The 23554-nt window shown below is 70.2% G+C and carries 20 protein-coding genes and 1 pseudogene; 7 read left to right on the top strand and 14 right to left on the bottom strand.

All coding sequences use genetic code 11. The annotated features are described in order from the left end of the window. Positions 1-27: 27 nt before the first annotated feature. The 3 genes from ACZ4UV_RS10815 to ACZ4UV_RS10805 form a co-directional block, all read right to left on the bottom strand. Complete coding sequence (locus ACZ4UV_RS10815; protein WP_451017411.1) at positions 28-729, bottom strand: LuxR C-terminal-related transcriptional regulator; 702 nt, start codon at positions 727-729, stop codon at positions 28-30. 138 nt (positions 730-867) lie between these two features. Further along, entirely contained in the window at positions 868-2376 is a 1509-nt protein-coding gene (locus tag ACZ4UV_RS10810) for an MFS transporter (RefSeq protein ID WP_451017412.1), read from the bottom strand. Between the two features lie 107 nt (positions 2377-2483). Further along, positions 2484-3533, bottom strand: a complete 1050-nt coding sequence (locus tag ACZ4UV_RS10805; RefSeq protein WP_467837377.1) for a lipocalin family protein — start codon at positions 3531-3533, stop codon at positions 2484-2486. A 251-nt stretch (positions 3534-3784) separates the two neighbouring features. On the opposite strand from ACZ4UV_RS10805, the gene ACZ4UV_RS10800 reads away from it, so the two are divergent. Further along, positions 3785-4450, top strand: coding sequence for a TetR/AcrR family transcriptional regulator (locus ACZ4UV_RS10800; RefSeq protein WP_467837375.1), 666 nt, complete (start codon positions 3785-3787; stop codon positions 4448-4450). A gap of 89 nt (positions 4451-4539) precedes the next feature. Here the strand turns inward: ACZ4UV_RS10800 and ACZ4UV_RS10795 are convergent. From ACZ4UV_RS10795 to ACZ4UV_RS10780, 4 genes and pseudogenes are all read right to left on the bottom strand, one after another. Next, a pseudogene (locus ACZ4UV_RS10795) lies at positions 4540-4827 on the bottom strand (carboxylesterase family protein); the annotation flags it as partial. 74 nt (positions 4828-4901) lie between these two features. Then, a complete protein-coding gene (locus ACZ4UV_RS10790; RefSeq protein WP_451017414.1) occupies positions 4902-5036 on the bottom strand; it encodes a hypothetical protein in 135 nt (44 codons plus the stop codon). Positions 5037-5166: 130 nt separating this feature from the next. After that, positions 5167-6411 (bottom strand): DUF3500 domain-containing protein, encoded by a 1245-nt coding sequence (locus ACZ4UV_RS10785; RefSeq protein WP_316769071.1) that lies wholly within the window; start codon positions 6409-6411, stop codon positions 5167-5169. A 24-nt stretch (positions 6412-6435) separates the two neighbouring features. Next, positions 6436-7131 (bottom strand): FadR/GntR family transcriptional regulator, encoded by a 696-nt coding sequence (locus ACZ4UV_RS10780; protein ID WP_316769073.1) that lies wholly within the window; start codon positions 7129-7131, stop codon positions 6436-6438. A gap of 75 nt (positions 7132-7206) precedes the next feature. On the opposite strand from ACZ4UV_RS10780, the gene ACZ4UV_RS10775 reads away from it, so the two are divergent. Then, entirely contained in the window at positions 7207-8076 is an 870-nt protein-coding gene (locus ACZ4UV_RS10775; RefSeq protein WP_316769075.1) for a fumarylacetoacetate hydrolase family protein, read from the top strand. A 177-nt stretch (positions 8077-8253) separates the two neighbouring features. On the opposite strand, the gene ACZ4UV_RS10770 is transcribed toward ACZ4UV_RS10775, so the two are convergent. After that, positions 8254-8382, bottom strand: a complete 129-nt coding sequence (locus tag ACZ4UV_RS10770) for a hypothetical protein (RefSeq protein ID WP_316769077.1) — start codon at positions 8380-8382, stop codon at positions 8254-8256. Positions 8383-8799: 417 nt separating this feature from the next. Here ACZ4UV_RS10770 and ACZ4UV_RS10765 point away from each other — a divergent pair, with 417 nt between their 5' ends. Next, on the top strand, positions 8800-9573 hold the full coding sequence (locus tag ACZ4UV_RS10765; protein ID WP_316769078.1) for an IclR family transcriptional regulator: 774 nt from the start codon (positions 8800-8802) through the stop codon (positions 9571-9573). A gap of 437 nt (positions 9574-10010) precedes the next feature. Here the strand turns inward: ACZ4UV_RS10765 and ACZ4UV_RS10760 are convergent, their stop codons facing one another. The 5 genes from ACZ4UV_RS10760 to ACZ4UV_RS10740 all read right to left on the bottom strand — a co-directional run bounded on the left by ACZ4UV_RS10760 (position 10011) and on the right by ACZ4UV_RS10740 (position 15923). Next, a complete protein-coding gene (locus tag ACZ4UV_RS10760) occupies positions 10011-10451 on the bottom strand; it encodes a type 1 glutamine amidotransferase domain-containing protein (protein WP_451017415.1) in 441 nt (146 codons plus the stop codon). A gap of 441 nt (positions 10452-10892) precedes the next feature. Next, complete coding sequence (locus tag ACZ4UV_RS10755) at positions 10893-11510, bottom strand: TetR/AcrR family transcriptional regulator (RefSeq protein ID WP_316769079.1); 618 nt, start codon at positions 11508-11510, stop codon at positions 10893-10895. A 9-nt stretch (positions 11511-11519) separates the two neighbouring features. Continuing rightward, a complete protein-coding gene (locus tag ACZ4UV_RS10750; protein WP_467837372.1) occupies positions 11520-13859 on the bottom strand; it encodes a bifunctional 3-(3-hydroxy-phenyl)propionate/3-hydroxycinnamic acid hydroxylase in 2340 nt (779 codons plus the stop codon). 154 nt (positions 13860-14013) lie between these two features. Then, the gene (locus tag ACZ4UV_RS10745) at positions 14014-15273 is read right to left on the bottom strand and encodes a DUF3500 domain-containing protein (RefSeq protein WP_316769081.1); all 1260 of its coding nucleotides are present in this window, start codon (positions 15271-15273) and stop codon (positions 14014-14016) included. A 356-nt stretch (positions 15274-15629) separates the two neighbouring features. Beyond that, positions 15630-15923 carry a putative quinol monooxygenase gene (locus ACZ4UV_RS10740; RefSeq protein ID WP_467837370.1) on the bottom strand — a complete coding sequence of 98 codons (294 nt, stop codon included), beginning with the start codon at positions 15921-15923 and terminating at the stop codon, positions 15630-15632. A 960-nt stretch (positions 15924-16883) separates the two neighbouring features. Between ACZ4UV_RS10740 and ACZ4UV_RS10735 the strand changes: the two genes are divergently transcribed. Genes ACZ4UV_RS10735 through ACZ4UV_RS10720 form a run of 4 tightly spaced genes read left to right on the top strand, consistent with a single transcriptional unit; the run spans position 16884 to position 20790 of the window. Beyond that, a complete protein-coding gene (locus tag ACZ4UV_RS10735; protein ID WP_316769085.1) occupies positions 16884-18179 on the top strand; it encodes a CaiB/BaiF CoA transferase family protein in 1296 nt (431 codons plus the stop codon). Between the two features lie 17 nt (positions 18180-18196). Next, positions 18197-19099, top strand: a complete 903-nt coding sequence (locus ACZ4UV_RS10730) for a fumarylacetoacetate hydrolase family protein (protein ID WP_316769088.1) — start codon at positions 18197-18199, stop codon at positions 19097-19099. Further along, positions 19096-19917 carry an enoyl-CoA hydratase-related protein gene (locus ACZ4UV_RS10725; RefSeq protein WP_388915813.1) on the top strand — a complete coding sequence of 274 codons (822 nt, stop codon included), beginning with the start codon at positions 19096-19098 and terminating at the stop codon, positions 19915-19917. Before ACZ4UV_RS10730 ends, ACZ4UV_RS10725 begins: the two co-directional genes overlap by 4 nt. A 36-nt stretch (positions 19918-19953) precedes the next feature. Then, entirely contained in the window at positions 19954-20790 is an 837-nt protein-coding gene (locus ACZ4UV_RS10720) for an SDR family oxidoreductase (protein WP_316769092.1), read from the top strand. 500 nt (positions 20791-21290) lie between these two features. Here ACZ4UV_RS10720 and ACZ4UV_RS10715 read toward each other — a convergent pair whose 3' ends face one another. Beyond that, positions 21291-23111 (bottom strand): acyl-CoA dehydrogenase, encoded by a 1821-nt coding sequence (locus tag ACZ4UV_RS10715; RefSeq protein ID WP_316769094.1) that lies wholly within the window; start codon positions 23109-23111, stop codon positions 21291-21293. Positions 23112-23554 lie beyond the last annotated feature (443 nt).

Raw genomic sequence — 23554 nt, 5'->3', positions numbered from 1 at the left:
AGGACGGCCCCGGCGCCGATTCATGTGTCAGGCCGCCGGTTGTACCAGGCCGCACTCGTAGGCGTAGGTCACCGCCTGGACGCGGGAGCGGGCCTGGATCTTGGCGAGGATGTGGCTGACGTGAGACTTGACGGTGGTCGGCGCGATGGACAGCCGGGCGGCGATCTCGGCGTTGGACCAACCGGAGGCGACGGCGAGGAGGACGTCGCGTTCGCGTCCGGTGAAAGTGTCGGACCTGGTGTGCTGCTCAAGGGGGTGGGGGGTGCGCTGTTGGCGGACGGCGTCGATGAGTGCGCGGGTCAGGGCGGGGGTGATGACGGCGTCTCCGGCGGCGACGATGCGGATGGCGGCGGTGAGTTGGTCCGGGCTGGCGTTGTGTGGGAGGAATCCGCCGGCTCCGGCGCGCAGGGCGGCGTGGGCGTGTCCCTCGCGGCTGGTTGAGGCCAGGACCAGGACGCGGGGCGGGAACCAGTCTGCGCTGGCGGAGCCGGCAGAGTCGAGGAGAAGGCGTACGGGTCGGGTGATGCGTCGGATGGCCTCGATGCCGTCCGTGTCGGGAGAAGGGGTGGCCATCAGGACGACGTCGGGACGGAGTGCGGTGCTCATTCGGACCGCCTCGGCTCCCCTGACTGCTTCGCCGACGACGGTCAGGTCGGGCTCGGCGGTCAGGAGCATCCGGAGGCCGAGTCGCTGCAGGGACTGGTCGTTGACGATGAGCACGGAGACCATGCCGGTCGTTCTCCTTGCCGGGTGTGGGGGATGCGACGTCATCGACGACGGTGCTTGGGGCGCCGGGCCGAGACGGCCCGCCGGGTTTGCGGCGGACTGTCTCGGAGGGTGGGGGCGGTCGCGGGCCCGGTCGGGGTCCTACATGTGGACGACGGGTGCTGCGTCGGGATCCTGAGTGGGTAGGCCGCGGCGGTACAGGACGATGCTGATGACCAGGCCGACGGCGAAGAAGACGGCCGACCACCAGTAGGCGGTGGAGTAGCCCTCCAGGCCGGCCTGGGCCTGGACGGCCGGGTCCGCCGGGTTCCTGCCGTCGAGGTAGTCGGTGACGGCGCTGGAGAAGAGGGTGTTGAGCAGGGCGGTGCCGAGGGAACCGCCGACCTGCTGCATGGTGTTGACGGCGGCGGAGGCGACGCCGGCGTCCTCGGCACCCACGCCCGCGGTGGCCAGGCTCATGGCCGGGGCCATCACCAGGCCGAGGCCGAGACCCGCCACGACCAGCGGGGGCATGATGTCGGCGGCATAGCTGCTGTTCAGGTCGAGGGCGGTCAGCCAGGCCATGCCGGCGGCGGCCAGGCCCATGCCCAGCGGCACGATCACCTTGGGGCCGACACGGGGGATCAGCACGCTGGTGGCGAGAGTGGAGGAGACCATCAGTGCGGCGACCATCGGCAGGAAGGCCAGCCCGGTCTTGACGGGCGTGTAACCCAGGCTCTGCTGCAGGTAGTAGGTCAGGAACAGGAAGACACCGAACATGCCCGCGCCGGTGATCAGAACGGAGATGAAGGAGGCGCCGCGGTTGCGGTCGAGCAGGACCCGCAGCGGCAGCAGGGGGTGGGCGGCGCGCGTCTGCCACCAGGTGAAGACGGCGAGCAGGACGGCTCCGGCGAGGAGGAAGCCCCAGGTCTGCGGGGAGCTCCAGTCGTGGCTCTCGGCATTGGAGAAGCCGTAGACCACGCAGAACAGGCCGCCGCCGACCAGGACGGCGCCAGGGATGTCGATGGTGGCGGACTTGTCGCGGGTGGTGCGCTGCAGCAGGAGCACGCCGCCGACGAAGGCGACCACGGCGAAGGCGAGGTTGACGTACAGGGTCCAGCGCCAGTCGAGGTACTCGGTCAGCACGCCGCCCAGCAGCAGCCCGATGGCTCCGCCGGCGCCGGCGATGGCGCCGAACACGCCGAAGGCCTTGGCGCGTTCCTTGGCATCGGTGAAGGTCGTGGTCAGCAGGGACAGGGCCGCCGGAGCGAGCAGGGCACCGAAGACGCCCTGTGCGGCACGCGCGGCGACGAGCACCTCGAAGCTGCCCGCGGCGCCGCCCAGGGCGGAGGCACCGGCGAAGCCGACGAGACCGACCAGGAAGGTCATCTTGCGGCCGAACAGGTCGGCTATGCGGCCGCCGAGCAGGAGCAGGCTACCGAAGGCGAGGGCGTAGGCGGTGACGATCCACTGCCGGTCGCCGTCGGAGAAGCCCAGGTCCTTCTGGGCCGAGGGCAGGGCGATGTTCACGATCGTCGCGTCCAGCACCACCATGAGCTGGGCCACGCCGATGACGGCGAGGATCCACCAGCGATGGCGAGGCGGTGCGTCGGCGGACGGCAGGGCGGACACGGTGGCCGCACCCCTCGTGTCGACGGGGGTTCGAGGCATGAAGAAGACTCCAGAGCCGGAAGAAGGGAGAGGGCGGTTGGACAGTGCGCGGCACGGGCGGGAGGGTTTGGTGGCGGGGGGTGGTGCGGGGGCCGTTGCGTGGACGGTTACTGTCCGCCGGTGAGTTCGACGTAGGTGGTGCCGGTGACCGGGTGGTGGTCGTAGGTGCCGGTGACGGCGGCGCTGCCTTCGTAGCGGGGTCCGGGGACGGTCAGTTCCTGGTCGTTGGCGTAGACCTTGACGTTGAGCTTGGCGTGCTCGCCCGGGATGGTGATCTTCCAGCGCGTGGGGTACTTCTTGCCGGTGTGGGGGCTGGTCCACAGGGTGGACTGGTCCGGTGTGAGGGTCGCCTCGGCGAGGGTGTGGGTGCCGTCGGGCTTCAGGACGGTGGCCCAGGTGGTCTGCTTGCCGCTTTCCTTGGTCTTCCACAGGCTGATCTCGTCGCCGTTGGACAGGTCGAGGTTCGTCCAGGACCACGAGGCCTTGCCGGTGGAGACGTCGGGAAGGGGGCCCCACTGGCGGTCCAGCCAGGACTTTCCGCTCACCTTGTCGGTGCGGCCGCCCAGGGTCAGCGTGCCGGAGGTGTCCATGGTGGGGAAGGCGTACTCGTAGTTCGGGTACTTCGCGTCGCCGAACATGGGGAAGTAGCCCGTGCCCATGTTGTAGAGGACGTTGCCACGGGGGTGGAAGGTGACGTCGATGGTGCCCTCGGGGACCTTGGCGCGCAGCGTCTGTTCCTTGGTGTCGCCGGTCCAGGTGATGTTGTCGGTGTGGATGTCCACGCCCTGCTTGTCGGACAGGCCCGTCCGGGGCGTCAGGGCGAGCTCCGACTTGGTGTGCCAGCCGGTGTCCTCGTTGATGATCGACACGGAGGAGAGGGCGGTCCCCTGCTTCGCGTCGCCGGACGTCAGGTAGTTGGCCATGAATCCGTACCGGTGGCCCCCGGCCCTCACGTGCGCGGTGACGTACCAGGACTGGGTGGCCGGGTCGGCGTTGGGGGTGAGGCCCGCGGCGGGGTCGACGGCGACCGGAAGACCGGTCTGCCTCAGCCCCCGCCCGGAGGCGGTGGTCGCCGTGGCCGTTCCTCCCGCGGCGAGGGTGAGCGAGGCGATGAGCGCGGCGGCGACGGCTGCCGCCCCGACGGTGGTCTTGCGCATGATGACTCCTGGTGAGGTGTCGCCCTGAAGGAACGCAGGTGGCGACTGGTGAACGAAACTGTTTCGTACTCTCGCTACTTATAGTGACAACCCGAGTGGGAGCTGTGGCACGGGAGGGGATGCGCGACGATCGCCCGGTCGAGGCACACGACAGGCCGACCGGCAAACTGGAGAACTTATCTCCGGTTGTGCATTCACTGTAGCACTAAAACTGGAGAAGTCATCTCCGGATACGGGGATACAGTGGATCCATGAGCCGCAGGACCGATCCCACACCATCCCCGGAACCACGCCCGAGCCCCCTTCGGGCCGACGCGGAACGCAACCGGCTGCGCATCCTCGCCGCTGCCCGGGAAGTTTTCGCCGAACGTGGACTCGATGTCACGATCGACGACATCGCGCGTCACGCAGGCGTCGGCGTCGGCACCGCCTACCGCCGCTTCACCAACCGCGAACAACTCGTCGAGGCCGTCTTCGAAGAGGGCGCGGGACATCTCATCGCACTGGCCGAACAGGCACTCACCCACGAAGACCCCTGGGACGGATTCGTCCAGTTCTTCCTGGCTACCGCCGAGGACTTCGCCGAAGACCGCGGGCTGAGGGAAGCCTTCCTGGAGGGCTTGCACGGCAAGATCCGTGTGGCCGCGGCCCGGGACCGCCTCATCCCCGCGGTCAGCGCCCTCATCGCACGCGCCCAGCAGGCCGGCCAGCTCCGCGGCGACCTCGAACCCACCGACTTCCCCCTCCTCCAGCTCATGCTCGGCGCCGTCACCGAGCACAGCCGAACCGTCGCCCCCGCCGTATGGAGGCGCTACCTCGTCCTCCTCCTGGACGGTCTGCGCCACGACCGGGACCATCCGACTCCTCTGCCGCACCGCGCACTCGACAAGGACGAGTTCGACCGAACCATGGAGTAAGGACCGAGCGAAACCGCACAAGGTGCTGGCGACCAAGCCAGACACAGCCCGCCGGTAACGCCGGGCAGGAGACCGCGCGTCGCCCGGGGTCACGCTCGGCTACGCCCGTCCAAGAGTGCGCCAGAAGGCGCAGTGGTGTTGGGCCGCGAAGTCCGGCATCGTCGAGACGTTGTCCGGGCGAGCTGCACGATGCCGTTGCCGCTGCCCTGGTACGCCGGCCAGTCGGGTTGGCCGTGGCCGTTGGGGTCGCCCCGCCCGGCGAACGTGACCCAGTACCGCATGATCCTGTCGGACGACGCCGTCTGCGCGGGGGTGAACCGCGAGGGCTGCTGGGCGAAGCCGTCCTGGAAGAGACAGGCCGGCTCGGCGCTGTGCGCCGAACATCTGGGAGCCCTTGGGCGGTTCGGGGACCGTCAGAGGTGGCGCGTTCGGGTCGTACAGCTCGTAGAAGTTAGGTGGCGGTGTGCGCGGCGAAGATGTCGGCGGCCGCGAGTTGGCCGCAGCCGCCCAGGCTGCCGGGCGTACCGCTGTCGGTGAGGACCGCAGCCGGGCGTAGGCGGGGTCGGCGTAGTCGGAGGCCGGGCATTCCGCGAGGGTCTTGTCGGCCTGGTCGCCGAAGAAGGAGCGGATCACGCGTGGTATTCGTCCTCGGACTGCGGGAACGACACGCCGATGTAGTGCAGCATCGCGCGCCTCCGCTCAGAGTGCAAGGACCCTCAGGCGTTCCGTGCCTGCCAGGCGCGCACGTAGGCGCGGCCGTAGTCGTTGCCGTGCGGAGTACGCAGCACGGTGTGGACGTGGAAGGGCTTGGGGGTGTCGTAGTCGAGGAAGACGCCGCAGTGGTGGTCGAGTTCGGCGATGAGCACCGGCGACTGGAGCCGGTAGTAGAAGACGTCACCGGCCTCGTGCCCGCCGATCCAGCTGAACCATGTCTCGTCGAGGTGGTCGCGGATCTCGCGCATCCGGGCCGCGCGCGGGCCGTCGGGCAGCAGGGCCACGAACGACTCGGCGATCGCCAGGAGGATCTCCTTGGCCCGCTGGGGCATGTCCGCGACCCTCAGGCCTTCGACCGGGATCACCCGGTTGTCCTGAAAGGCGCCGGCGAGGTGCCGTTCGTCGCCAGGGTGGATGCGGCCGGGCGGCATGGCGGGGTCGACCATGTGCCGGTACACGGTCGCGGTGGCGCGCTGGTCCTGCGGCAGCGCGGCCATGAGGTCCGTGCCGAGCCGGATCCGGTCGGTGAAGGCCACCGTGCCGCCGCGGGGGCCGTCGTCGATCTCGTTGGGTTCGGCTCCGAGGAAGACAGGGCTGACGACCATGCGCCCCTCGACGACGAGGCAGTGGACGGCGCAGTGGTGGCCGAACAGCTGCCAGCCCCACGGGGCGGTGGGGTCGGGGTCGCCGTAGAGCGCGACGTTGTAGCTGAACTCGTTGAGGATGGTCTCCAGGCCCACGACCTCGCCGAGAAAGCCGTTGATCAGCATCATGTCGTGCACCAGCCGGAAGCCCTCGGGGCTCAGCGACGCCTCGACCAGGGCGAGGGCCTTCCCGCGGACCTCGGGTGGCTGGAACTCCAGGCGGACGCCGGTGTCGATCTGCAGGAACTCCGGGTTGGCCCAGGTCTGCCACTCGACCGCGTCCACCGGGTGGAGCAGCTTCGCGCGGCCCTCGTCGTCCAGCGCCGTCAGCAGGTCCCGCGCCGCGGCGACCATGTCGGCGACGGGAGCCTCCTCACCGGGGCGGGCCGGCTCCCAGGCGTGCACCTCGGGCCGCGGCCTGCCGTCCTCGGTCACCCCACGGAACTCGGCGAACTGCAGGGGTTTCCAGCCGCGGATCAGCGCGCCGGTGAACGGGCCCGCCTTGGCGGCCTCCCGGTATTCGTAGGCGTCCATGCCTCTGATCGAGGACAGCCGCGGCGAGTTGGACGGGTAGAGGTACCTGCGGTACTCGGCTGATGGCATGACGGCTCCCGTGACCCCGTACGTTCAGTCGGTGTGGTTGTGGCGCGCGACGGCCGCTCCGACGGCGTCCTCGTCCCCGGAGGCGATCGCCTCCACCAGGTCGGCGTGGATCCGCAGCCGCCTCGCGCGGTAGGCCTCGGCGTCCCGGTCGGCGGCGCGTGCGGTGGACGACGTGAGGTGCCCGAGCGTGCCGACGTAGACCGCGCGGGCCATCGCGTTCGGGCACAGCTGCGCGATGCGCTCGTGCAATGTCCAGTTGGCGCGCAGGAAGGCGTCCCAGTCCGGCGCGGCCGCCATGTCGTCCAGGCAGGCCCGCAGCGCCTGGACGTCGGCCTCGCCCGCGCACCGGGCGGCGCCGACGGCGACGAGTTCCTCGAGATGGTTGCGCAGCTCGATGGCGTCCGCGACCGTGCCCGGCTCGCCCGCGACGCTGAGCAGGGTGTGGCGCAACCGGACCACCGGGCTCTGGTCCGCGACGAACAGCCCGCCCCCGCGACCAGGGCGGATTTCCAGCACCCCTCGGTCACGCAGGAGCCGGATCGCTTCGCTGACCGTGGCGCGGGCCAGACCGGACTCCTGACGGATCTCCTCGATGGTGCCGATCGCGGAGCCGGGACTCAGTTCGCGGATACGGCTCTGAAGTGCCGCGGCGAGCTGCTCGGCCCGCGTGCCGCCGGGAGCGCTGAGGCCGGCCAGCAGGGCGCGGTTCTCGGTTACCATGCCGACATTCAATCATAAAGGTTGTAACCTTTAGAAGGTATGGCGACCGTGTCGTCTCCGAGCCGAGGAGTGCGGATGCAGATCGTGGGAGTGGCGTACGGCGACGAGGTGCAGGTGGCGAACCTGTCGCCCGACGGCGGACCGCTCACCCTGATGACCGGGCTGCGGGACTTCTGGGCCGACCCCGAAACATGGCTGGCCCGCCCGCCGGACGGCGAGGTGGTGGCAGTGGGTGAGGCGCGCCTGGTGCCGCCGGTGCTGCCGGAGGCACAGATGCTGTGCGTCGGCCTGAACTACCTCGAACACGCCGCCGAAGGGTCCTACCGCGACCAGGAACTGCCCGAGCACCCCACGCTGTTCGCGCGGTGGACGCGGTCGCTGACGGTCGGCGGGGCCGAGATCCCCGTGCCATCCACCGAGGATGGTCTCGACTGGGAGGGCGAGATCGTGGCCTGGGTGGGCCGACGTCTGGTGGACGCGGACCCCGCCGAGGCGCTCGATGCGGTGGTCGGTTACTCGACGTTCAACGACGTCACCGCACGGCGGGCGCAGAAACTGACCTCACAGTGGACCCTCGGGAAGAACGCCGACCACTCCGGCCCGCTGGGCCCCCTGGTGCCCGCCGGCGAGGTGGGTGACCTGCGGGACGGACTGCGAGTGCGGACCCGGGTCAACGGCACGACCGTCCAGGACGCCTCCACCAGCCAGATGATCCACCACGTGGGCGAGACGCTGGCCCACATCTCGCGCACCCTCACGCTGTGCCCCGGTGACCTGCTGGCCACCGGCACCCCGGCCGGTGTCGGCTACGCCCGCACACCACCCTGGCTGCTGCGGCCCGGCGACGCGGTGGAGGTCGAGGTCGAGCGTCTCGGAATCCTCCGCAACACGATCGCGGGCGGGGACCACCGCCGAAAATCCCCTCCCGGGGGTCCGCTCGACTGAGGACGCACGGTGTTCCTGTGGTTGTCGTCGGCAGGAGCACCGGGGGCCGGGCCCGCAGGCGACAGACCGCCCTGACCGCTGAGGGCATGGCCGGTGATCAGGGGGCGGGCTCAGCTGCTCGAGCCCGGGATCCGAAGTCGCGTCGAAGGACGTGAGCGCCGTCGTCCGAGCGGGAGCTCACGACATGGGCGCCTCTTCGGCGTCGTAGCCGTACGTCCAGCCGGTGCCCACCAGGGGGTCGGAGCCGGCGAGTTCCGTGTCGCAGTCCTGCCGGTCGGGGCCGTCGGGCAGGTGGTTGATGTCCACGGCCCCAGTCCACCGGCACGGCCCGGCGAAGGAACCGTTCTGTGGCGCCGAGACGGCGCAGCAGCTGAACGGCCTTCGCGGCCGGCTCCTCATTGACGGCCGAACCCGAGCTCGTAGCCTCCAACGGTGACCCCTCGTAGGCGGAGATGAAACCGACGACGAGCGGCCCCCCTCGCTCCGGTCGAAACGCATGGCGTCCAGCAGCGGGCGCGGGCCGGTGCCTGCGGCCGGTCAGCCGGACTTTCTCCGGCTGACCGGTGGTTCCTCGTCGGCTCCCTGGGCACGAGTTCAGCGTAGAATCGACCCATTATGCGGTTAAGTGATCCACGATACGGACCGAAGGGCTCACGGCTACGATCAGAAGCACTCCATGGCGCCCTCACTACGATGACGGGGTCCACCACCGAAGGAGAGAGCGTGAGTGAGTCGTCGGGCACACGGCAGGGAATGCAGTCGGTGCTGCGATCCCTCGATGTCCTCGAAGCCGTCGCCCGGTCACAACCCGTCGGAATCAGCGCCCTCGCGAGGTCGCTGGGAATCCCGAAGGCGACGGTCCACAGGATCTTGCGCACTCTGGGCGAGGCCGGCTGGCTGGCCCCGCAGGGAGCGCCGGGAGAACAGCGCTGGGTCCTGACCGCCCGGGCGCTCGCGGTCGGAGCGAGGGTCATGACTCAGGACGACCTCCGAGAACGAGCCCGCCCCGTCCTGGAAGACCTCGGCCGGCGAACGGACGAGAACATCCACCTTTCCGTCCCGGACGGCGAGTCGCTGGTCCTGATCGACAAGGTGCCGTCGACCCGGCCCGTTCAAACGGTCGCGCAGGTCGGGGAGCGGGTGCCCATGGTCCTTACGGCGTCGGGCTGGGCCTACCTCTCCCGCCTCCCGCTCTCGGAGCGGGCCGCCCGCATCCCGCCCGTCGTCGATCTGGCCACCGGCGCACGCCTCACCCGCAAGGAGGTTCTCGCGGAGCTGGAGGCCGTCGCGGCACGGGGTTTCGCCGTCAACCCCGGGCGGTGGCGACCGGACGTCTCCGCGGTCGGTTCGGCCATCAGCGATCGCCAGGGACAGCCCGTGGCCGCCCTGTCGATCTCGTTGCCCAGCTACCGACTCACCGACGATCTCCACGAACCCTACGGACAGATGGTGACGGAGGCGACCGAGCGGATCTCGGCGGAACTCGCGCGTCGCTGACGAACGCCCGACGACTGGCAGGTGCGTTCCGGAGGCGCTTGGCCTTCCGGCCGGTGTGGCGAGAGCGCGCCGGGGGCGCGACACGGAGGAAGTCGCCCGGGTGGGCTCGTAGACGCCGTCGAACGGGCCCGGCTCGCGCGCCGTCGGCAGTCGGGACCGCATCCCCTCGCCCACCGGCAACGTCGTCGCCTGCGCGAGACGACCAGCATCTTTGCATCGGCTGCAAGAGGTGCGGAGTCCCCCGGTACGACGACTCGGCCAACCGCTCTCGACGGTGGTCACCGTCTCGGGGCTGTGCGGGAATGGATCGGCTCTCCTGCTCTTCGGGCAGGCATGGTGTCACCGCGTGCCCGCCCGGGCCGCCCCGGCCGCGCCGGCGTAAGGGGCCGCCGCGGCCGGGCCGGTCACACGCTCGCGGAGCATGACGACGTAGGCGCTCACACGCCGCCCGTGTTGAGCAGTCCGATCAGGGCGTCGGCCGCGGGAGCCGAGGAGGCCGGGTTCTGCCCGGTGATCAGCAGACCGTCCTTGAGGACGTAGGGCTGCCAGTCGCCGGTCTTGGAGTAGACACCTCCGAGCTTGGTGAGTTCGTCCTCGACCAGGAAGGGGACGATGTCGGTGAGCTGGGCGGCCTCTTCCTCGGAGTTGGCGAATCCGGTGACCTTCTTACCCGAGACCAGGGGGGTGCCGTCCTCGTTGACGACGTGGCGCAGGACCCCGGGCGCGTGGCACACCAGCCCCACCGGCTTGCCCGAGCGCAGGGTCGACTCGATCAGCCGGGCGGACACGGTGTCCTCGGCCAGGTCCCACAGCGGCCCGTGCCCGCCGGAGTAGAAGACCGCGTCGAAGTCGCCGGCCGAGACCGAGTCGAGGCGCACGGTGTTCGCCAGTGCCTTGGTCGCTGGTTCAGCTCGGGATTGAAGCCCACGCCTTCGCCGGAAATGAACGACGCGTGATCCGCCAACGCGGCTTTCACCTCGGCGTAACGCGTGACCGCGTACGCGTCCGGTTAGCGCAGCCTGACAACAGGACCCAGCTCGCGCAACTGTCGGTACTGCTCGTAGCTGGTGCGCTCATCCGACGTCGCGAACATGTCGACGTCCGTCACGGGCGGGACGGTCACGATTCCTCCTCGAACCACGCGGCGACGCGCGGCAGACCTGGCCAGATGTCATTTCATGCGTGTCCTGGCGACGTTCTCCGACGAGTTCACCGCTCGCCGGGAACCGCTACTTGCACCAGGTTTTTCGCCTCCTGAAAGGATCTTTCGATAGGTCAGCTCGGCAAGACTGATGTGCCACAGTTTCAAGGGGACATGCTCATGACTCGAAAGCGGGAGGAACGACAGGGCGGTCGGCCAGCAGCGCGGGCATGATCGCCAGGTCGATGTAACGCGTCGCGTAGTCCATGTCGAGGAAGGCCCCCTCGGTCAGCGGCCGGGCCATCAGCGCGACGAACAGCAGCTGCGGCAGGAACTCGACGGCGGCCGGCCGGGCGGTCAGTTCGCCGCGCCGGACGGCTCGTTCCACGAATCCGTCCAGCGCGGCGGACTCGGGTTCGACGAGCGACGTGCGCATGGCCGAGGCGAGCTCCGGGTCGATGAGCACGGCGTGGGCGAGCGCCGCCAACAACTCGGTGTCCCGCTGCACATCCGCCACCAGTTGGCCGCACAGGGCCAGCAGGTCACCGCGCAACGTGCCGGTGTCGATCGCGCCTATGTCCACCCGCCGCGTGGCGTACAACGCCGCCACGATCATCTGCGGTTTGCCGCGCCAGATGCGGTACAGCGTGGCCTTGCTGCAGCGGGCCCGGACCGCCACCGCCTCCATGGTCATGGCCTCGTAGCCGACCTCGCGCATCACGTCGAGGGCGGTCGTGAGCAGTTCGACCCACCGCTCGGCCGTCATTCGCTTGCGGCGGATCGGCTGGTCCGGCATACGAAGGCCTCACCGATTGCTCGTGGCGGAACCGACCCGGTCCGCGACGAAGGTCTCGACGAGATCGACGAATTCCTCTGGTGTGGTGTTCTGCAGGTCGTGCCGGCCACCGGGAACCAGCCGGAACTCCCCTTCGGGCAGGACGGTGCGGAAGGTCTCCTCCTGGGACGGCTTCAGGATCTCGTCGTCGGTGCCGAGCAGCCCCAGTACCGGGATCCCACGCTCACGCACGACGGCGATCGCCTCGGTGGCGTCCGTGTCCGGTGGTGTCAGCTGGATCATCCGGATCCGGTTCGCCATCTGGTGCGCGACGTACCCGGGGGTGGCCCACGGCTTGTCGGGGTGGATCGCAGGAGCGCTTGCCGCCAGAGGGCGCTGGTCCTCGGGTCGGCTCGGCGCCATGGACGCTTCGAGGATGATGCCCTGCACCCTGTCCGGGATCCTCGCGGCCATGTGCAGCGCGTTGGCGCCGCCCATGGAGGTCGCCAGCAGGACGAACGGGCCGTCGACGAGGTGGGCGACCGCCTCGGCCAGCAACGCTCCGATCTCGCTCTGGGACATCGGCCGGGACACATCCGTCTGGTCGCCCCAGCCCGGGGGGTTGATCTCCACGACCCGGTACCGCTCGGCCAGGCGGTCCTTGGCGGTGGACATCTCCAGGCCGGCGGAACCGGGCAGTGACACGAAGGTGCCGAGGGGGGCCGCGGGGGCGGCTTCGGCGTAGTGCAGGGTGAATTCGCCGGCCGGGACCGTTGCCCGGGTGAAGGCGGCTCCGGGCTGCGGGACGGGTGGCTGCGTGGCCGAAGAGGCAGGGAGTTCGGTCCGTGCCAGCGCGGCGGCCAGGGCGTCGATCAGTGGGGGGACATCCTCAGCCGTCGCCGCGGTGCCGAAGAGGTAGAAGTCCGGGCGGCTGAGGTAGGCGACCAGGCCGTTCTCGTCCAGGAAGGTCCGGTAGGTGCCGTCGACGTCCTCGACGCGGTCCGGACCGAGGACGACGACATGAACGCCCAGTCGCTCCAGCAGGCCGGTGTGGGCCGGCGTCAGCAACTCCGCGACCGGGACCCGGCTGACCAGTTGGAAACCGAAGCCGACGAGATCGTCGAGCAGCCCGCTGCGCTCCCCGATACGGACGCGCCCCTGCGGACTCAGCGAGCCGGCCAGCGGAGCCAGGCCGCCCTCGGGCGTGTCCCGCAGGAGTCCGGCCGTCAGCGTCGGCACCGACGGGAGGGACACCTCGCCGGCGCGCAGGAAGGCGTCGCGGGCGGCGGCCTTGTCCGGGTCCGTCTCCGCGGCCAGGGTCCACGCCATCAGCGAAGCCTGGACGACGGGGGCGACGTGGGCGAGCCGCTCCGGCCCGTAGCTGTCGAGAACCGAGGCGGAGGTCCGGCCGTCGAGCACGAGGTCGAGACGCCACGCCAGATTGATGGCATCCCGCATCGCGCTGCACGATCCCTGCGCCCCGGAGGGGGTCATGAGATGGGCGGCGTCACCGCCGATGAAGACGTTGCCCACCCGCATCCGGTCGGCGATCTCGGAGCGGAACCGGTAGTTGACCTGCCGTGTGATGCGCACGGACTGCGCTGCGATGCCGGTCTTGTCCCGCAGGAAGCCCAGTGCGTGTTCATGAGTGCGGACCTCGGCGGGGTCGTCGGGCAGCAGTCTCATGTCGATGCGGCATCGCCGGTCGCCGTTCGGTCCCCAGTAGTAGGCACGGGGAACGTCCAGGTGGATCTCGGTCGGCGGGGTGGCGACCTCGGGATCGATGATGTCGTAGTCGGTCAGCAGCCACTCGTCGTCATGGCGATGGATCACGTCCATCCTGATGCCGACCGCCTGCCGGACGAAGCTCGAGCCCCCGTCCATGCCGACGGCGTAGCGGGCGTTCACGCGGATCTGCTCACCGTCCGCGTCCCTGACGGCGGTGACGACGACGCGGTCACCGAGGTCCTCGACGCCGGTGGCGGGCGTACCCCAGTGGACCTGCACCGAGGGGCAGGCGTCCACGCGGGCGTGCATGGCGGCTTCGATGTTGGGCTGGTGGAGGCTGAGGCGCAGGGGGTGGCCGCACACCGTCCTGCTCCAGTCGTCCACGAGGGCCCGCTCGCCGTCGGCGCCGTAGAGGCTCCCGGTCGCCTGGGGCACGGAGTCCTTCAGCGCTTCGCCGGGGTCTGCGGCGTGTTGCAGGACACGGGCGATCTCGCCGTCGAGCGTGCTCATCCGGGGCAGGTTGTAGGGGGACGGGAACTTCTCCAGCACGGCCACCTTGTGGCCTCGTTGTCCCAGAAGGGAAGTCAGTACGGCGCCTCCCGGCCCGTACCCGACGATGACGACGTCGACGTTGACGTCCATGGCGGCTCCTGATGTGGCATGGGCAGTCAGGCTTTCGCTGCTGCCCGGGGGGTTTCGCGGCGTGCGGCTCAGTACCCGCCGACGCCTGCGGTGTCCGGCTGAGTGCGGGAGGGGGCAGGCGGTCGGCGAGGGGTTCAGGTCGGAGTCGGTCTTCTCAGGTACGGGGCTTCCACAACAGACGGCCGTAGTCGTTGCCGTTGGGCAGCCGCAGGATGGTGTGGATGTGGAAGCGGGCCGGGACCGGATTGGTCAGAAACATGCCGGCGTGGTGGTCGAACTCGATGAGCACCACCGGGCTCTGCACCCGGTAGTAGAACGGCTGCTCGTCGTCGACGCCACCGATCCAGGTCAGGTACGTCTCCGGGAGGTGCGCACGCACCTCGCGCATCCGGGCCGCCCGTGGGCCTTCGGGCAGCAGGTCGCTGTACTGCTCGATGACGGCCAGCAGCAACTGCTGCTGCTCGCCGTCCAGTTCGGTGGCGCGGATGCCCTCCACCGGGATCACACGGTTGTCCTGGAACGCACCCGCGAGGAACCGCTCCTCCACCGGGTGCACCCGTCCTTCCGGCATCCGTGGATCGCGCACGTCCGGGTAGCTGCGGGCCAGGGAGAGCTGTCGCGGAGTCAGGCTGTTGACGAACGACAGCCCGACCTTTTCACGGACACCCAGCGGCCGGACACCGGCCTCCGGCCCGACGTCGGTGCTGTCCGGCTCGGCACCGAGGAAGACCGGGCCGATCACCATCCGGTCCCCGGCCACCAAGGCGTTGACGCACACGTGGTGCCCGTACAGGTGCCATCCCCACGGCTGGTCCAGGAACGGTTCGCCGAAGACGGCGAACTGGTAGCTGCCGGTGTTCATGACCCCGCTCATGCCGGTGAGCTCACCGAGGAAGCCGTTGAGCCGCATCAGATGGCGCACCACGGTGTAGCCGTCCTCGCCGAGGGTCGCCCTCACCAGCCCCAGCAGCGCGTCCGCGGTGCGCTCCGACACCTCCTCCAGACGAAGGCCGTTGTCGTACAGCAGCACCTCGGGGTTGCTCCAGGTCCGCCACTGCGGGGCGTCCAGTGGATAGGTCAGCCGCTGCCACTGCTCCTGCGTGGTGTGGCGGCGGATCTCCTCGACCGCGCGGAGCATCGCCTCGGTGGGCGGGCGTTCGGCCTCGGAGACCGCCCCGAGTTCGTAGACGCCGTGGCGGACGCGGCCGTCGGTGGTGATGCCGACGTACGGTTCTTCCGCGCTCTCGCGCCACTGGCGTGCCACCTCGCCGAGCACCGGAATGCTCAGCCGGGCGTCGGCGTATGTCCGAGCCGTGTGCTCGTGCAGGCCGGCGACGCGCGGGTCGTCGGGGGCGGGAACGTAGCGACGGAACCGCGTGGCGTGCTGCACGTCGGTCTCAGGCGGTTTCGGCATGATGACTCCCTGCGACGATGCCCAGGCCAGCGAGGAGGACGCGTACGCGACGCGGGAAGGCCCGGCCGGGCTCGGCGGACTCCGTTGTCGCCAGTCATGACGCCCTTCGTTTATGTCGGTCCGCATGATGGATCGACGGACCGCGATAAGGACTTCAGGCAAACTTAGGTCTGGTATTCCGGAAGCGTCAAGCAGGTGTGTCAAGCAGGTGGGAAGGACGCCCGTGACGCCTGCGAGCCCGGGGTCTCGCGCCGGATCCCGACCCGCCCGGCCTGCTGGGCGCCGACCCTGGTCCGCCAGGTCGGCTCGTGATCGCCGGGACGTCCGGGAGCACACCCGGTTCGCGGCACTGCGCGTCAGAGATCGAGCGCGGTGGTGAACTCGTGAGAGCGGTCCGCCAACGCCTCAGCCGCCTGGCCCACCGCGTACTTCGTGAAATGCGGGTAGTTGCCGTGCGCCTTGACCACGTCCTCGTCGCCGTAGATCTCGAAGAACCTGAAGACGGTGGGCCGCTCAGGGTCCTGATGGACGAAGTACGCCTGACACCCGGGTTCGGCACGAGTGGCCGGGACCAGGTTGGCCAGGGCGTCGCGGACGATGTCCCCCTTGCCGGGGTGAGCCGTCCAGATGGCGGAGACGGCGATGGCCATGGGAGGTGCTCCTCAGCGTTTCCTTGCGGACGGGGGCGATTACGGCGGCGTCGGCCGGGTCGTCGACGGGCGGACGTCGATGGCGGAACCCGCGGGGGCGTGGTGGCGTCGCACCGGCCGGGGACCCGTGCCACTCGCCGGTCCGGTGAGGGTTTGCCGCGTGGGGCACGAGGCACGCGATCTCGCCGGCCGGCGCACCTCCCCGGGCAACCGGTAGGGCGCGGGGAACTTCTCGAAGATCGCCACGCGGTAAGCGGCCCGGCCGGCCAGAACGCCAACATCTCTGCGCCCGGCCCCGAGCCCGTCGACCGCGAGGTCAGCATCCAACATGTATCCGCGCTCCTGATCTTCGCGGGGTGGCCGGCGGATGCGTGTCCGCCGGCCACCCCCAGAACCCTCTCGGCGGACGTCCGAACCCACGGAGGCGTTCCAGAAACTATCCCCAGCACCCCATGGACCGCTAGTAGGTCTCCTGGTCCGGAACGCGGTCCACCACCGGTTCCCGGGCCGCCATTCATCCACCGCTTCCAGCGGCACCGGCCCGCCTCGAGCCCGTCGGCACCTGGTCCCGGGGCATCCCGGTGGAAGCCGCCCTCGGCCGGGATGCTCTGTTCGTTTCCGGGCCGGCCGCCCTTGGGCGCGGAACGGCGCGGGGATGGGTCGACTCCGCCCCCGGCACGGGAGCGAGGCCGCCACCACCCGCCGGATTCGGCTGCCCCGGGCTCACCGGACGCGGGTCCGTCCGGTGGCGCCGAGCACATCCAGGAGCGAGGCCACCGGACTCCACCCGGCGGTGAGCCGACGGTGTCGCGATGCCCGGCTCGCGGGCCCCACGAGCATCCCTCCCACCTGCTTGACACACCTGCTTGACGCTCCCGGAATACCGGGCCTAAGTTTGCCGGAGGTCCTTATTACGGTCCATCGATCCACGATACGGACCGACACCAGCTGAAAGGCGCCATGACAGCGACAACGGAGTCCGCCGGGCCCGGCCCCGCCTTCCTACGAGGCGTACGCGTCCTGGATGTGACCGGGGCCCTGGCCGGCCCCTACTGCACGACCATCCTGTCCGACCTCGGCGCGGACGTTCTCAAGATCGAACCGGTCGAGGGTGACGGCATGCGCGCCCGGCGGATGGGCCCGGAGCGCAGGTCGATCCCCTTCGACCTGACCCACCGCGACAAGCAGAGCCTCGCGGTCGACATGAAGTCCCCCGCCGGCGCCGACATCGTGCGCTCCCTGGCGCGACGCAGCGACGTCCTGGTGGAGAACTTCCGGGTGGGCGCGATGGCGCGGCTCGGACTGGGTTACGAGGATCTGCGGGCGGAGTGCCCCGACCTCGTCTACTGCTCCATCTCCGGCTTCGGGCAGTTCGGCCCGATGCGCGACGCGAAGGGCATCGACCTGATCGCACAGGCCTACAGCGGGCTGATGTCCGTGACCGGGTCGGTCGACGGGCAACTGGCCAAGGCGGGCTTCCCCATATCCGACGTGGGCACCGGCATGTGGGGAGCGATCGGCGTCCTGGCCGCCCTGCTGCGCGCACGCGCCGGTGGCGGCGGCGCGTACATCGACGTCGCGCTCGCGGACTCGGTGGCCGCCTGGTCGCTGTGGGAGGTCGCCGACTACGTGGCCACGGGTGTGGAACCGGCCCCGCTGGGCACGGCACACCGACTGGCCGCCCCCTACGAGGCGTTCACCTGCCAGGACGGCGCCACCCTCGTGCTCGGCGCGGTCGATCGGGCATGGGAGACGCTGTGCGCCGTCCTGGAGCTCGATCTGCGCGACGACCCACGCTTCGCCACCGAGTACGAACGCTTCCAGCACCGGGCGCCCCTCGCGGAGATCATCCAGGCACGTTTCGCCACGGCCCCCCGGGATCACTGGATGGGCGCGCTGCGAGCGGCAGGGGTGCCCTGCGGTCCGGTCAACGGCATCAGCGACATCCTCACCGACGACCAGTTCGCCGCGCGCGGCCTGTTCGTGCACGACGAGGAGCGCTTCGCGGAACCGACGATCGTGAACACCCCCATCGTCGCCGACGGGGCGCCGCGCGCCCGTGGCCGCGCACCCGAACTGGGCGCGGACACGATCGCGGTCCTGGCCGAACTGGGATACGACGACGACCGGATCGCCGCCCTGGTCGAGGACGGCGTCGTCGGCGTGCACGATGCCGACACGTCCACGGCCCATGCCACGCACGCGAGGGCGGAGGCGGCCGCCCCGGCCGCTCGCAGCGCCGAGGCGCAGAAATGACACAGGAGGGCACCTTCATGACCACTGCGACGCCCGCTTCACCGGCGGACTGGACGGACGGGCTCGGCCTCGCCCGGGTCCTGCACGGCGGTGGCCCCGTGGTCGCCCTGAGGCGGGACGGGGCGGCGAAGGCACGCCTCGCCCTGGTGGAGGGCCAGGTCTTCGACGACCTGCCCCCGCTGCTGGAGGCGGCTGAGGGCGACCCGGGGGCCATCGAGGCCGGCCCCGTGATCGACGCGCCGGACCATCGGCTGCTGAGCCCGGTCGGACGCCCGGGCAAGGTCATCTGCATCGGCCAGAACTACCTGGCACACGTGCACGAGGGCGGCCGCGACACAGGACCGGCTCACCCCGATCTCTTTCCGAAATGGCACACCTCGCTGACAGGGCCCTTCGCCGAAGTGGCCCTGCCACCGGAATCGGACCAGATCGACTACGAGAGCGAGCTCGCCGTGGTCATCGGTACCCGTGCGCGTCGGATCGCGGCCGAGGACGCGGAGAGCGTCATCTTCGGGTACACCGCGGCCAACGACGTCTCCGTGCGCGACTTCCAGTTCCACACCACGCAGCGGGTCGCCGGAAAGGCGTGGGACGGCCTCACCCCTGTCGGGCCGGTCGTCGTGCCCGCCACGCGCCTCGGCGGCGCACGGCCCGACCTCTCCATCAAGGGCACGCTCGACGGTGAGGTCCTCCAGGACGACCGCACCTCCTCACTCCTGTTCGGTGTACCGGAGTTGCTGGCCTACATCACCACCGTGATGACCCTGGAGCCGGGTGACCTGATTCTCACCGGCACCCCGTCGGGGGTGGGATTCGTACGCGAGCCGAAGGTGCTCCTGCGCGACGGGTCGGAGTTCGAAGTGCGCATCGAGGGGATCGGCGCGCTGCGCAACCGCTTTGTGGCCGAGAAGGTCGGATGACCGCGGCGACCGGCACATCCTCGCCACGGATCCGCACCGAGGTACGGGACGCGGTCGGCACCGTGGAGATCAGCAACCCGACCCGGCGCAACGCGCTGTCAGTGGCGATGATGACCGAACTCGCCGCCGCGCTACGGGCGATGGACGAGGACCAGGACGTACGTGTGGTCGTCGTGCGCGGCGCGGGCGAGCAGGCCTTCGTCTCCGGCGCGGACATCAGCGAGTTCCCGGGCCGCCAGGACGAGGCCGCACGGCAGGCGGCGGACGACGCCGCCACGACGTTGTTCACACAGCTGTCGGCGCTCTCGGTGCCCGTCATCGCCCGTATCCACGGCTACTGCCTGGGCGCGGGCATGGCCCTCGCCCTGGGCGCGGACCTGCGCTACGCGGACACCCGCAGTGTCCTGGCCATACCGGCCGCACGCCTGGGCGTCGGCTACCCCTTGGCGCAGACCGCCGCGCTCGTCCAGACCGTGGGGCCGTCGGTCGCGAGCGACCTGCTGTTCACCGGACGCCGGCTGCCGGCCGCCGAGGCGCACGCCGTGGGCCTGGTCGACCGGGTCGTCGAACCCGCCGAGTTGGGCAAGGTCGTCGACGAACTCGCGGCCACCATCGCGGCGAACGCCCCCCTTTCCGTCCGCGCCGCCAAGGCTTCCGTACAAGCCGTCCGCCGCCTGAGCGAGGGCGACGAAGCGGCGGGCAGCGCCGCGCTGGTTCACGCGATCGAGGCCGTCGCCCGCTGCCGCACCTCCGACGACCTCCGCGAAGGCGCCCTCGCCTTCCTGGAGAAGCGGCCCCCGCGCTTCACCGGGTGCTGACACCCGATGCACGACAGACGACAGGAGCACCCCGGCATGGGGACATCACTGAAGGGCCGGACCATCGTGATGTCCGGCGGCAGCCGTGGCATCGGGCTCGCCATACTCACCGCCGCGGCCCGCGAGGGCGCCAACGCGGTGTTCCTGGCCAAGACCGACACGCCGGATCCGAGGCTGCCGGGGACCGTGCACACAGCGGTCGCCGCGATCGAGGCCGCCGGCGGATCCGCCGTCGCGGTGGTCGGTGACGTCCGTGAGGAGGCCGACGTCGAGCGCGCGATCGCCACCGCGGTGGACCGGTTCGGGGGCGTCGACGTCTGCGTCAACAACGCCAGCGCCCTCGATGTGCGGGGCACCGAGGAACTGCCCGTCAAACGCTTCGACCTCATGCAGTCGATCAACAGCAGGGGCACCTTCCTGCTGACCCGGGCCTGCCTGCCGCACCTAAAACGGTCCGACCACGCCCACATCCTGACCCTGTCACCGCCGCTCAACCTCGCCCCGCGCTGGCTCGGCGCCCACCCCGCCTACACCCTGTCGAAGTACGGGATGACGCTGCTCACTCTCGGCTGGGCGGCCGAGTTCGCCGAGGACGGCATCGCCGCGAACTGCCTGTGGCCGCAGACCCTGATCGCGACCGCCGCCGTGGCCAACGTCCTGGACGGCGAGAGCCTCACCTCCCGGTCACGCGGCCCCGAGATCATGGCGGACGCGGCCCTCGCCGTGCTCTCCCGCCCACCGCGCGAACAGACCGGCCAGACCCTCGTCGACGCCGACGTCCTGACCGAAGCCGGTCACACGGATCTCTCCGGGTACGGCGGGGGCCGGGAACCGGAACTCGACTTCTTCGTGGATCCGCCGCAGGTGGGATGACCGTTCGGGTGTGAGGGCGGAGCAGGGGAATCGGTCACGCGCCAGGGGCCAGGGCGCTGCCCGCGCCTCCTGTACCGGCCGCGTTCGATGACCTGCCGATGATCACCATCGGCAGGTCATCGGCCCGTGCACGGCGCCTTGCCGGGGCCGTCGCGGAGGAACGAGGCGCAGGTGGGGCCGGCGGCGACGCGGTGCGCGGGCTTGCGCGCGGCTTCGGCGACGCCTTCCTCGGGAAGAACGCGGTTCGCCGCGCTCCGGCGCTCCAATGTCTCCGCCGACAACGCTCCCCTGTGTGGATCGGCCCGCTCGCTCTGGTCGGCTCGGCTCCCTCGGCCCGGCGCTGGGGCCCTCCGCTCAGGGGCATCAGCGCTTTCCGCGGTGGCGACGAACACCGCCACGTCGAAGAAAGGTTCAGCACCGGCCGGGCCAGTACGACGACCGCGAGGGCACCGTCGCCGTGGTACTGGCTGCGGGCCGGTGGGGTCGTCGGTGTCATCCCCTCAGAACCATGTGTCACCGGTGTCCAGCGTCGTCGTGTCCAGGCGCGCGAGCAGGTCGAACTGCACTGTGGTACGGGGTAGTTCGTAGCGGTAGAAGTAACGGCAGGCCTGCCGCTTGCCCTGCCGGAAGGCGTCGCCGCCGTCGCCGGTGGCCAGGAACTGCTCCAGCCAGATCCAGGCCACGACGACATGCCCGGCCGCCTCCAGATACACCGACGCGTTGGCCAGGCGAACGCCGACGGGCACGTCGGCGGTGTGGATCGTCCGGGTCACCTCGACGAGCCGGGTGAGGGTCCGGTCGAGAGTGGCCGCGAGATCGCGTGCCTCCCCGCCGACGGCACAGGCCCGCGCGACAGCGGACCGGACGAGCACTTCGAGCGCGGCAAGGCCGGCGCCGTCGTCCATGACCACCTTGCGGCCCAGCAGATCGAGGGCCTGAATTCCGTGGGTTCCCTCGTGGATGGGGTTGAGCCGGTTGTCCCGGTAGTGCTGCTCCACGTCGTACTCGCGGGTGTAGCCGTAGCCGCCGTGGATCTGGATCGCCAGGTCGTTCGCCTGCAGACACCACTGGGAAGGCCAGCTCTTCGCGATCGGTGTGAGGACCTCCAGCAGCAGGCGGGCCCGCGCGCGCTCCGTCTCGTCGGTCGCGCTGCGCTCCTCGTCGAGCAGCCTGCCGCAGTACAGGACGAGCCCCAGCGCCCCTTCCACGTAGGACTTCTGAGCCAGGAGCATCCGCCGCACGTCGGCGTGCTCGACGAGGGGCACCGGCGGTGCGGTGGGGTCCTTCGCTCCCGCCGGGCGTCCCTGGGTGCGCGTACGGGCGTACGCGAGGGACTTCAGGTAGCCGGTGTATCCCAGCGCCGTCGCCCCCGCTCCGACGCCGGTCCGCGCCTCGTTCATCATGTGGAACATGGCGACGAGCCCCTGGTGCGGCGCGCCGACGAGATGCCCGACCGCGCCCGGCTCGCCGCCGGGCCGGTAACTGCCCTCACCGAAGTTCAGCAGCGTGTTCGTCGTACCGCGGTAGCCCATCTTGTGGTTCAGCCCGGCGAGGACCACGTCGTTGCGCTCGCCGAGTGTGCCGTCGGCCTTCACCAGGTACTTGGGTACGAGGAGGAGTGACAGGCCCTTCACTCCGGGCGGACCACCCGGAATCCTCGCCAGGACCAGGTGGACGATGTTCTCCCCCAACTCGTGGTCTCCTGCGGAGATCCACATCTTGTTGCCGAAGATCCGGAAGGTGCCGTCGTCTCGGGGCTCGGCGCGGCAGGTGAGGTCGGCCAGCGAGGACCCCGCCTGCGGCTCGGACAGACACATGGTGCCGTGATAGCGACCCTCGACCATGGGGCGGACGTAGGTGGCGACCTGCTCGTCGGTGCCGTGGGCGAGCAGCAGGTTGGCGTTGGCGACCGTCAGCATGGCGTACGCCCACGTGCCGATGTTCGCCGCCTGGAACCAGAGGAAGCAGGCGGTCTGGACCACCTGCGGGAGTTGCAGGCCTCCGACGCGGGCATCCATGCCGCCGCTGAGCAACCCGGCGTCCGCGACCGCGTCGAGGGCGCTCTTGATGTCGGGCGGCACCACCGCCCGGCCGTCCACGATCTTCGGCTCCTGCTGGTCGTTCAGCCTGTTGTGCGGAGCGAAACGTTCCTCGGCGATCTGGGCGCAGAGGTCCAGGACGGCGTCGAACGTCTCCCGGGTGTGATCGGTGTACCGCTCGCGCTTGGCGAGTGTTTCGACGTCGAGCCAGTCGTAGAGCAGGAACTCCAGGTCACGGCGGGACAGCAGAAGTGAGCGGGGTGCAGAGGATGAAACCGTCATGGAGCGCTCCCGAGGACAGGGCCGATGACAACGGAACCGCGCCGCATGTGAGCCGCCGCCGAATGCGGCGGCACCGCTTCGGAATGACGATCGACGTCCACTGACGCAGTCCTCGCTCGTTGACGGGAGGCACTCGCTCCTGTTCGAGCGCCGCCAACCCGGAAGGAGAGACGGTCCGTCATTCGGACCATCGAACCGAAATGCGGTCCGAAATAAAGCTATGTTCCATTCCGCAGGCGGTCAAGAAGCGAAGGGGGCGCCGGAGCCGGCCGACGAGCCGACCGATGAGGGCTCGCGCACAGCCGAAGATCGATCGCCTCACTTCCCCCTGGTCGGCGGGATGCCGGCCGCCCAGTGCCCGACCAGGTGGGACTCAGGGCGACGAGGGACGGCGATGCGCTCACGGCCACGCGGGCGCTGGTGGAGCGCCCGCGTGGCCGTGG

Source organism: Streptomyces sp. NPDC028289, assembly GCF_055565975.1.
The sequence above is the reverse complement of the archived record's forward strand: the minus strand, read 5'-3'. Positions and strand labels throughout refer to the sequence as shown.

What these genes read in the sequence shown, in the direction of transcription:
- ACZ4UV_RS10745 (WP_316769081.1), bottom strand. Translation starts at nt 15,273, where the DNA reads ATGCCGAAACCGCCTGAGACCGACGTGCAGCACGCCACGCGGTTCCGT.
- ACZ4UV_RS10720 (WP_316769092.1), top strand. Translation starts at nt 19,954, where the DNA reads ATGGGGACATCACTGAAGGGCCGGACCATCGTGATGTCCGGCGGCAGC.
- ACZ4UV_RS10780 (WP_316769073.1), bottom strand. Translation starts at nt 7,131, where the DNA reads ATGGTAACCGAGAACCGCGCCCTGCTGGCCGGCCTCAGCGCTCCCGGC.
- ACZ4UV_RS10735 (WP_316769085.1), top strand. Translation starts at nt 16,884, where the DNA reads ATGACAGCGACAACGGAGTCCGCCGGGCCCGGCCCCGCCTTCCTACGA.
- ACZ4UV_RS10800 (WP_467837375.1), top strand. Translation starts at nt 3,785, where the DNA reads ATGAGCCGCAGGACCGATCCCACACCATCCCCGGAACCACGCCCGAGC.
- ACZ4UV_RS10785 (WP_316769071.1), bottom strand. Translation starts at nt 6,411, where the DNA reads ATGCCATCAGCCGAGTACCGCAGGTACCTCTACCCGTCCAACTCGCCG.
- ACZ4UV_RS10740 (WP_467837370.1), bottom strand. Translation starts at nt 15,923, where the DNA reads ATGGCCATCGCCGTCTCCGCCATCTGGACGGCTCACCCCGGCAAGGGG.
- ACZ4UV_RS10815 (WP_451017411.1), bottom strand. Translation starts at nt 729, where the DNA reads ATGGTCTCCGTGCTCATCGTCAACGACCAGTCCCTGCAGCGACTCGGC.
- ACZ4UV_RS10730 (WP_316769088.1), top strand. Translation starts at nt 18,197, where the DNA reads ATGACCACTGCGACGCCCGCTTCACCGGCGGACTGGACGGACGGGCTC.
- ACZ4UV_RS10775 (WP_316769075.1), top strand. Translation starts at nt 7,207, where the DNA reads ATGCAGATCGTGGGAGTGGCGTACGGCGACGAGGTGCAGGTGGCGAAC.
- ACZ4UV_RS10805 (WP_467837377.1), bottom strand. Translation starts at nt 3,533, where the DNA reads ATGCGCAAGACCACCGTCGGGGCGGCAGCCGTCGCCGCCGCGCTCATC.
- ACZ4UV_RS10790 (WP_451017414.1), bottom strand. Translation starts at nt 5,036, where the DNA reads ATGCCCGGCCTCCGACTACGCCGACCCCGCCTACGCCCGGCTGCGGTC.
- ACZ4UV_RS10725 (WP_388915813.1), top strand. Translation starts at nt 19,096, where the DNA reads ATGACCGCGGCGACCGGCACATCCTCGCCACGGATCCGCACCGAGGTA.
- ACZ4UV_RS10755 (WP_316769079.1), bottom strand. Translation starts at nt 11,510, where the DNA reads ATGCCGGACCAGCCGATCCGCCGCAAGCGAATGACGGCCGAGCGGTGG.
- ACZ4UV_RS10750 (WP_467837372.1), bottom strand. Translation starts at nt 13,859, where the DNA reads ATGGACGTCAACGTCGACGTCGTCATCGTCGGGTACGGGCCGGGAGGC.
- ACZ4UV_RS10810 (WP_451017412.1), bottom strand. Translation starts at nt 2,376, where the DNA reads ATGCCTCGAACCCCCGTCGACACGAGGGGTGCGGCCACCGTGTCCGCC.
- ACZ4UV_RS10715 (WP_316769094.1), bottom strand. Translation starts at nt 23,111, where the DNA reads ATGACGGTTTCATCCTCTGCACCCCGCTCACTTCTGCTGTCCCGCCGT.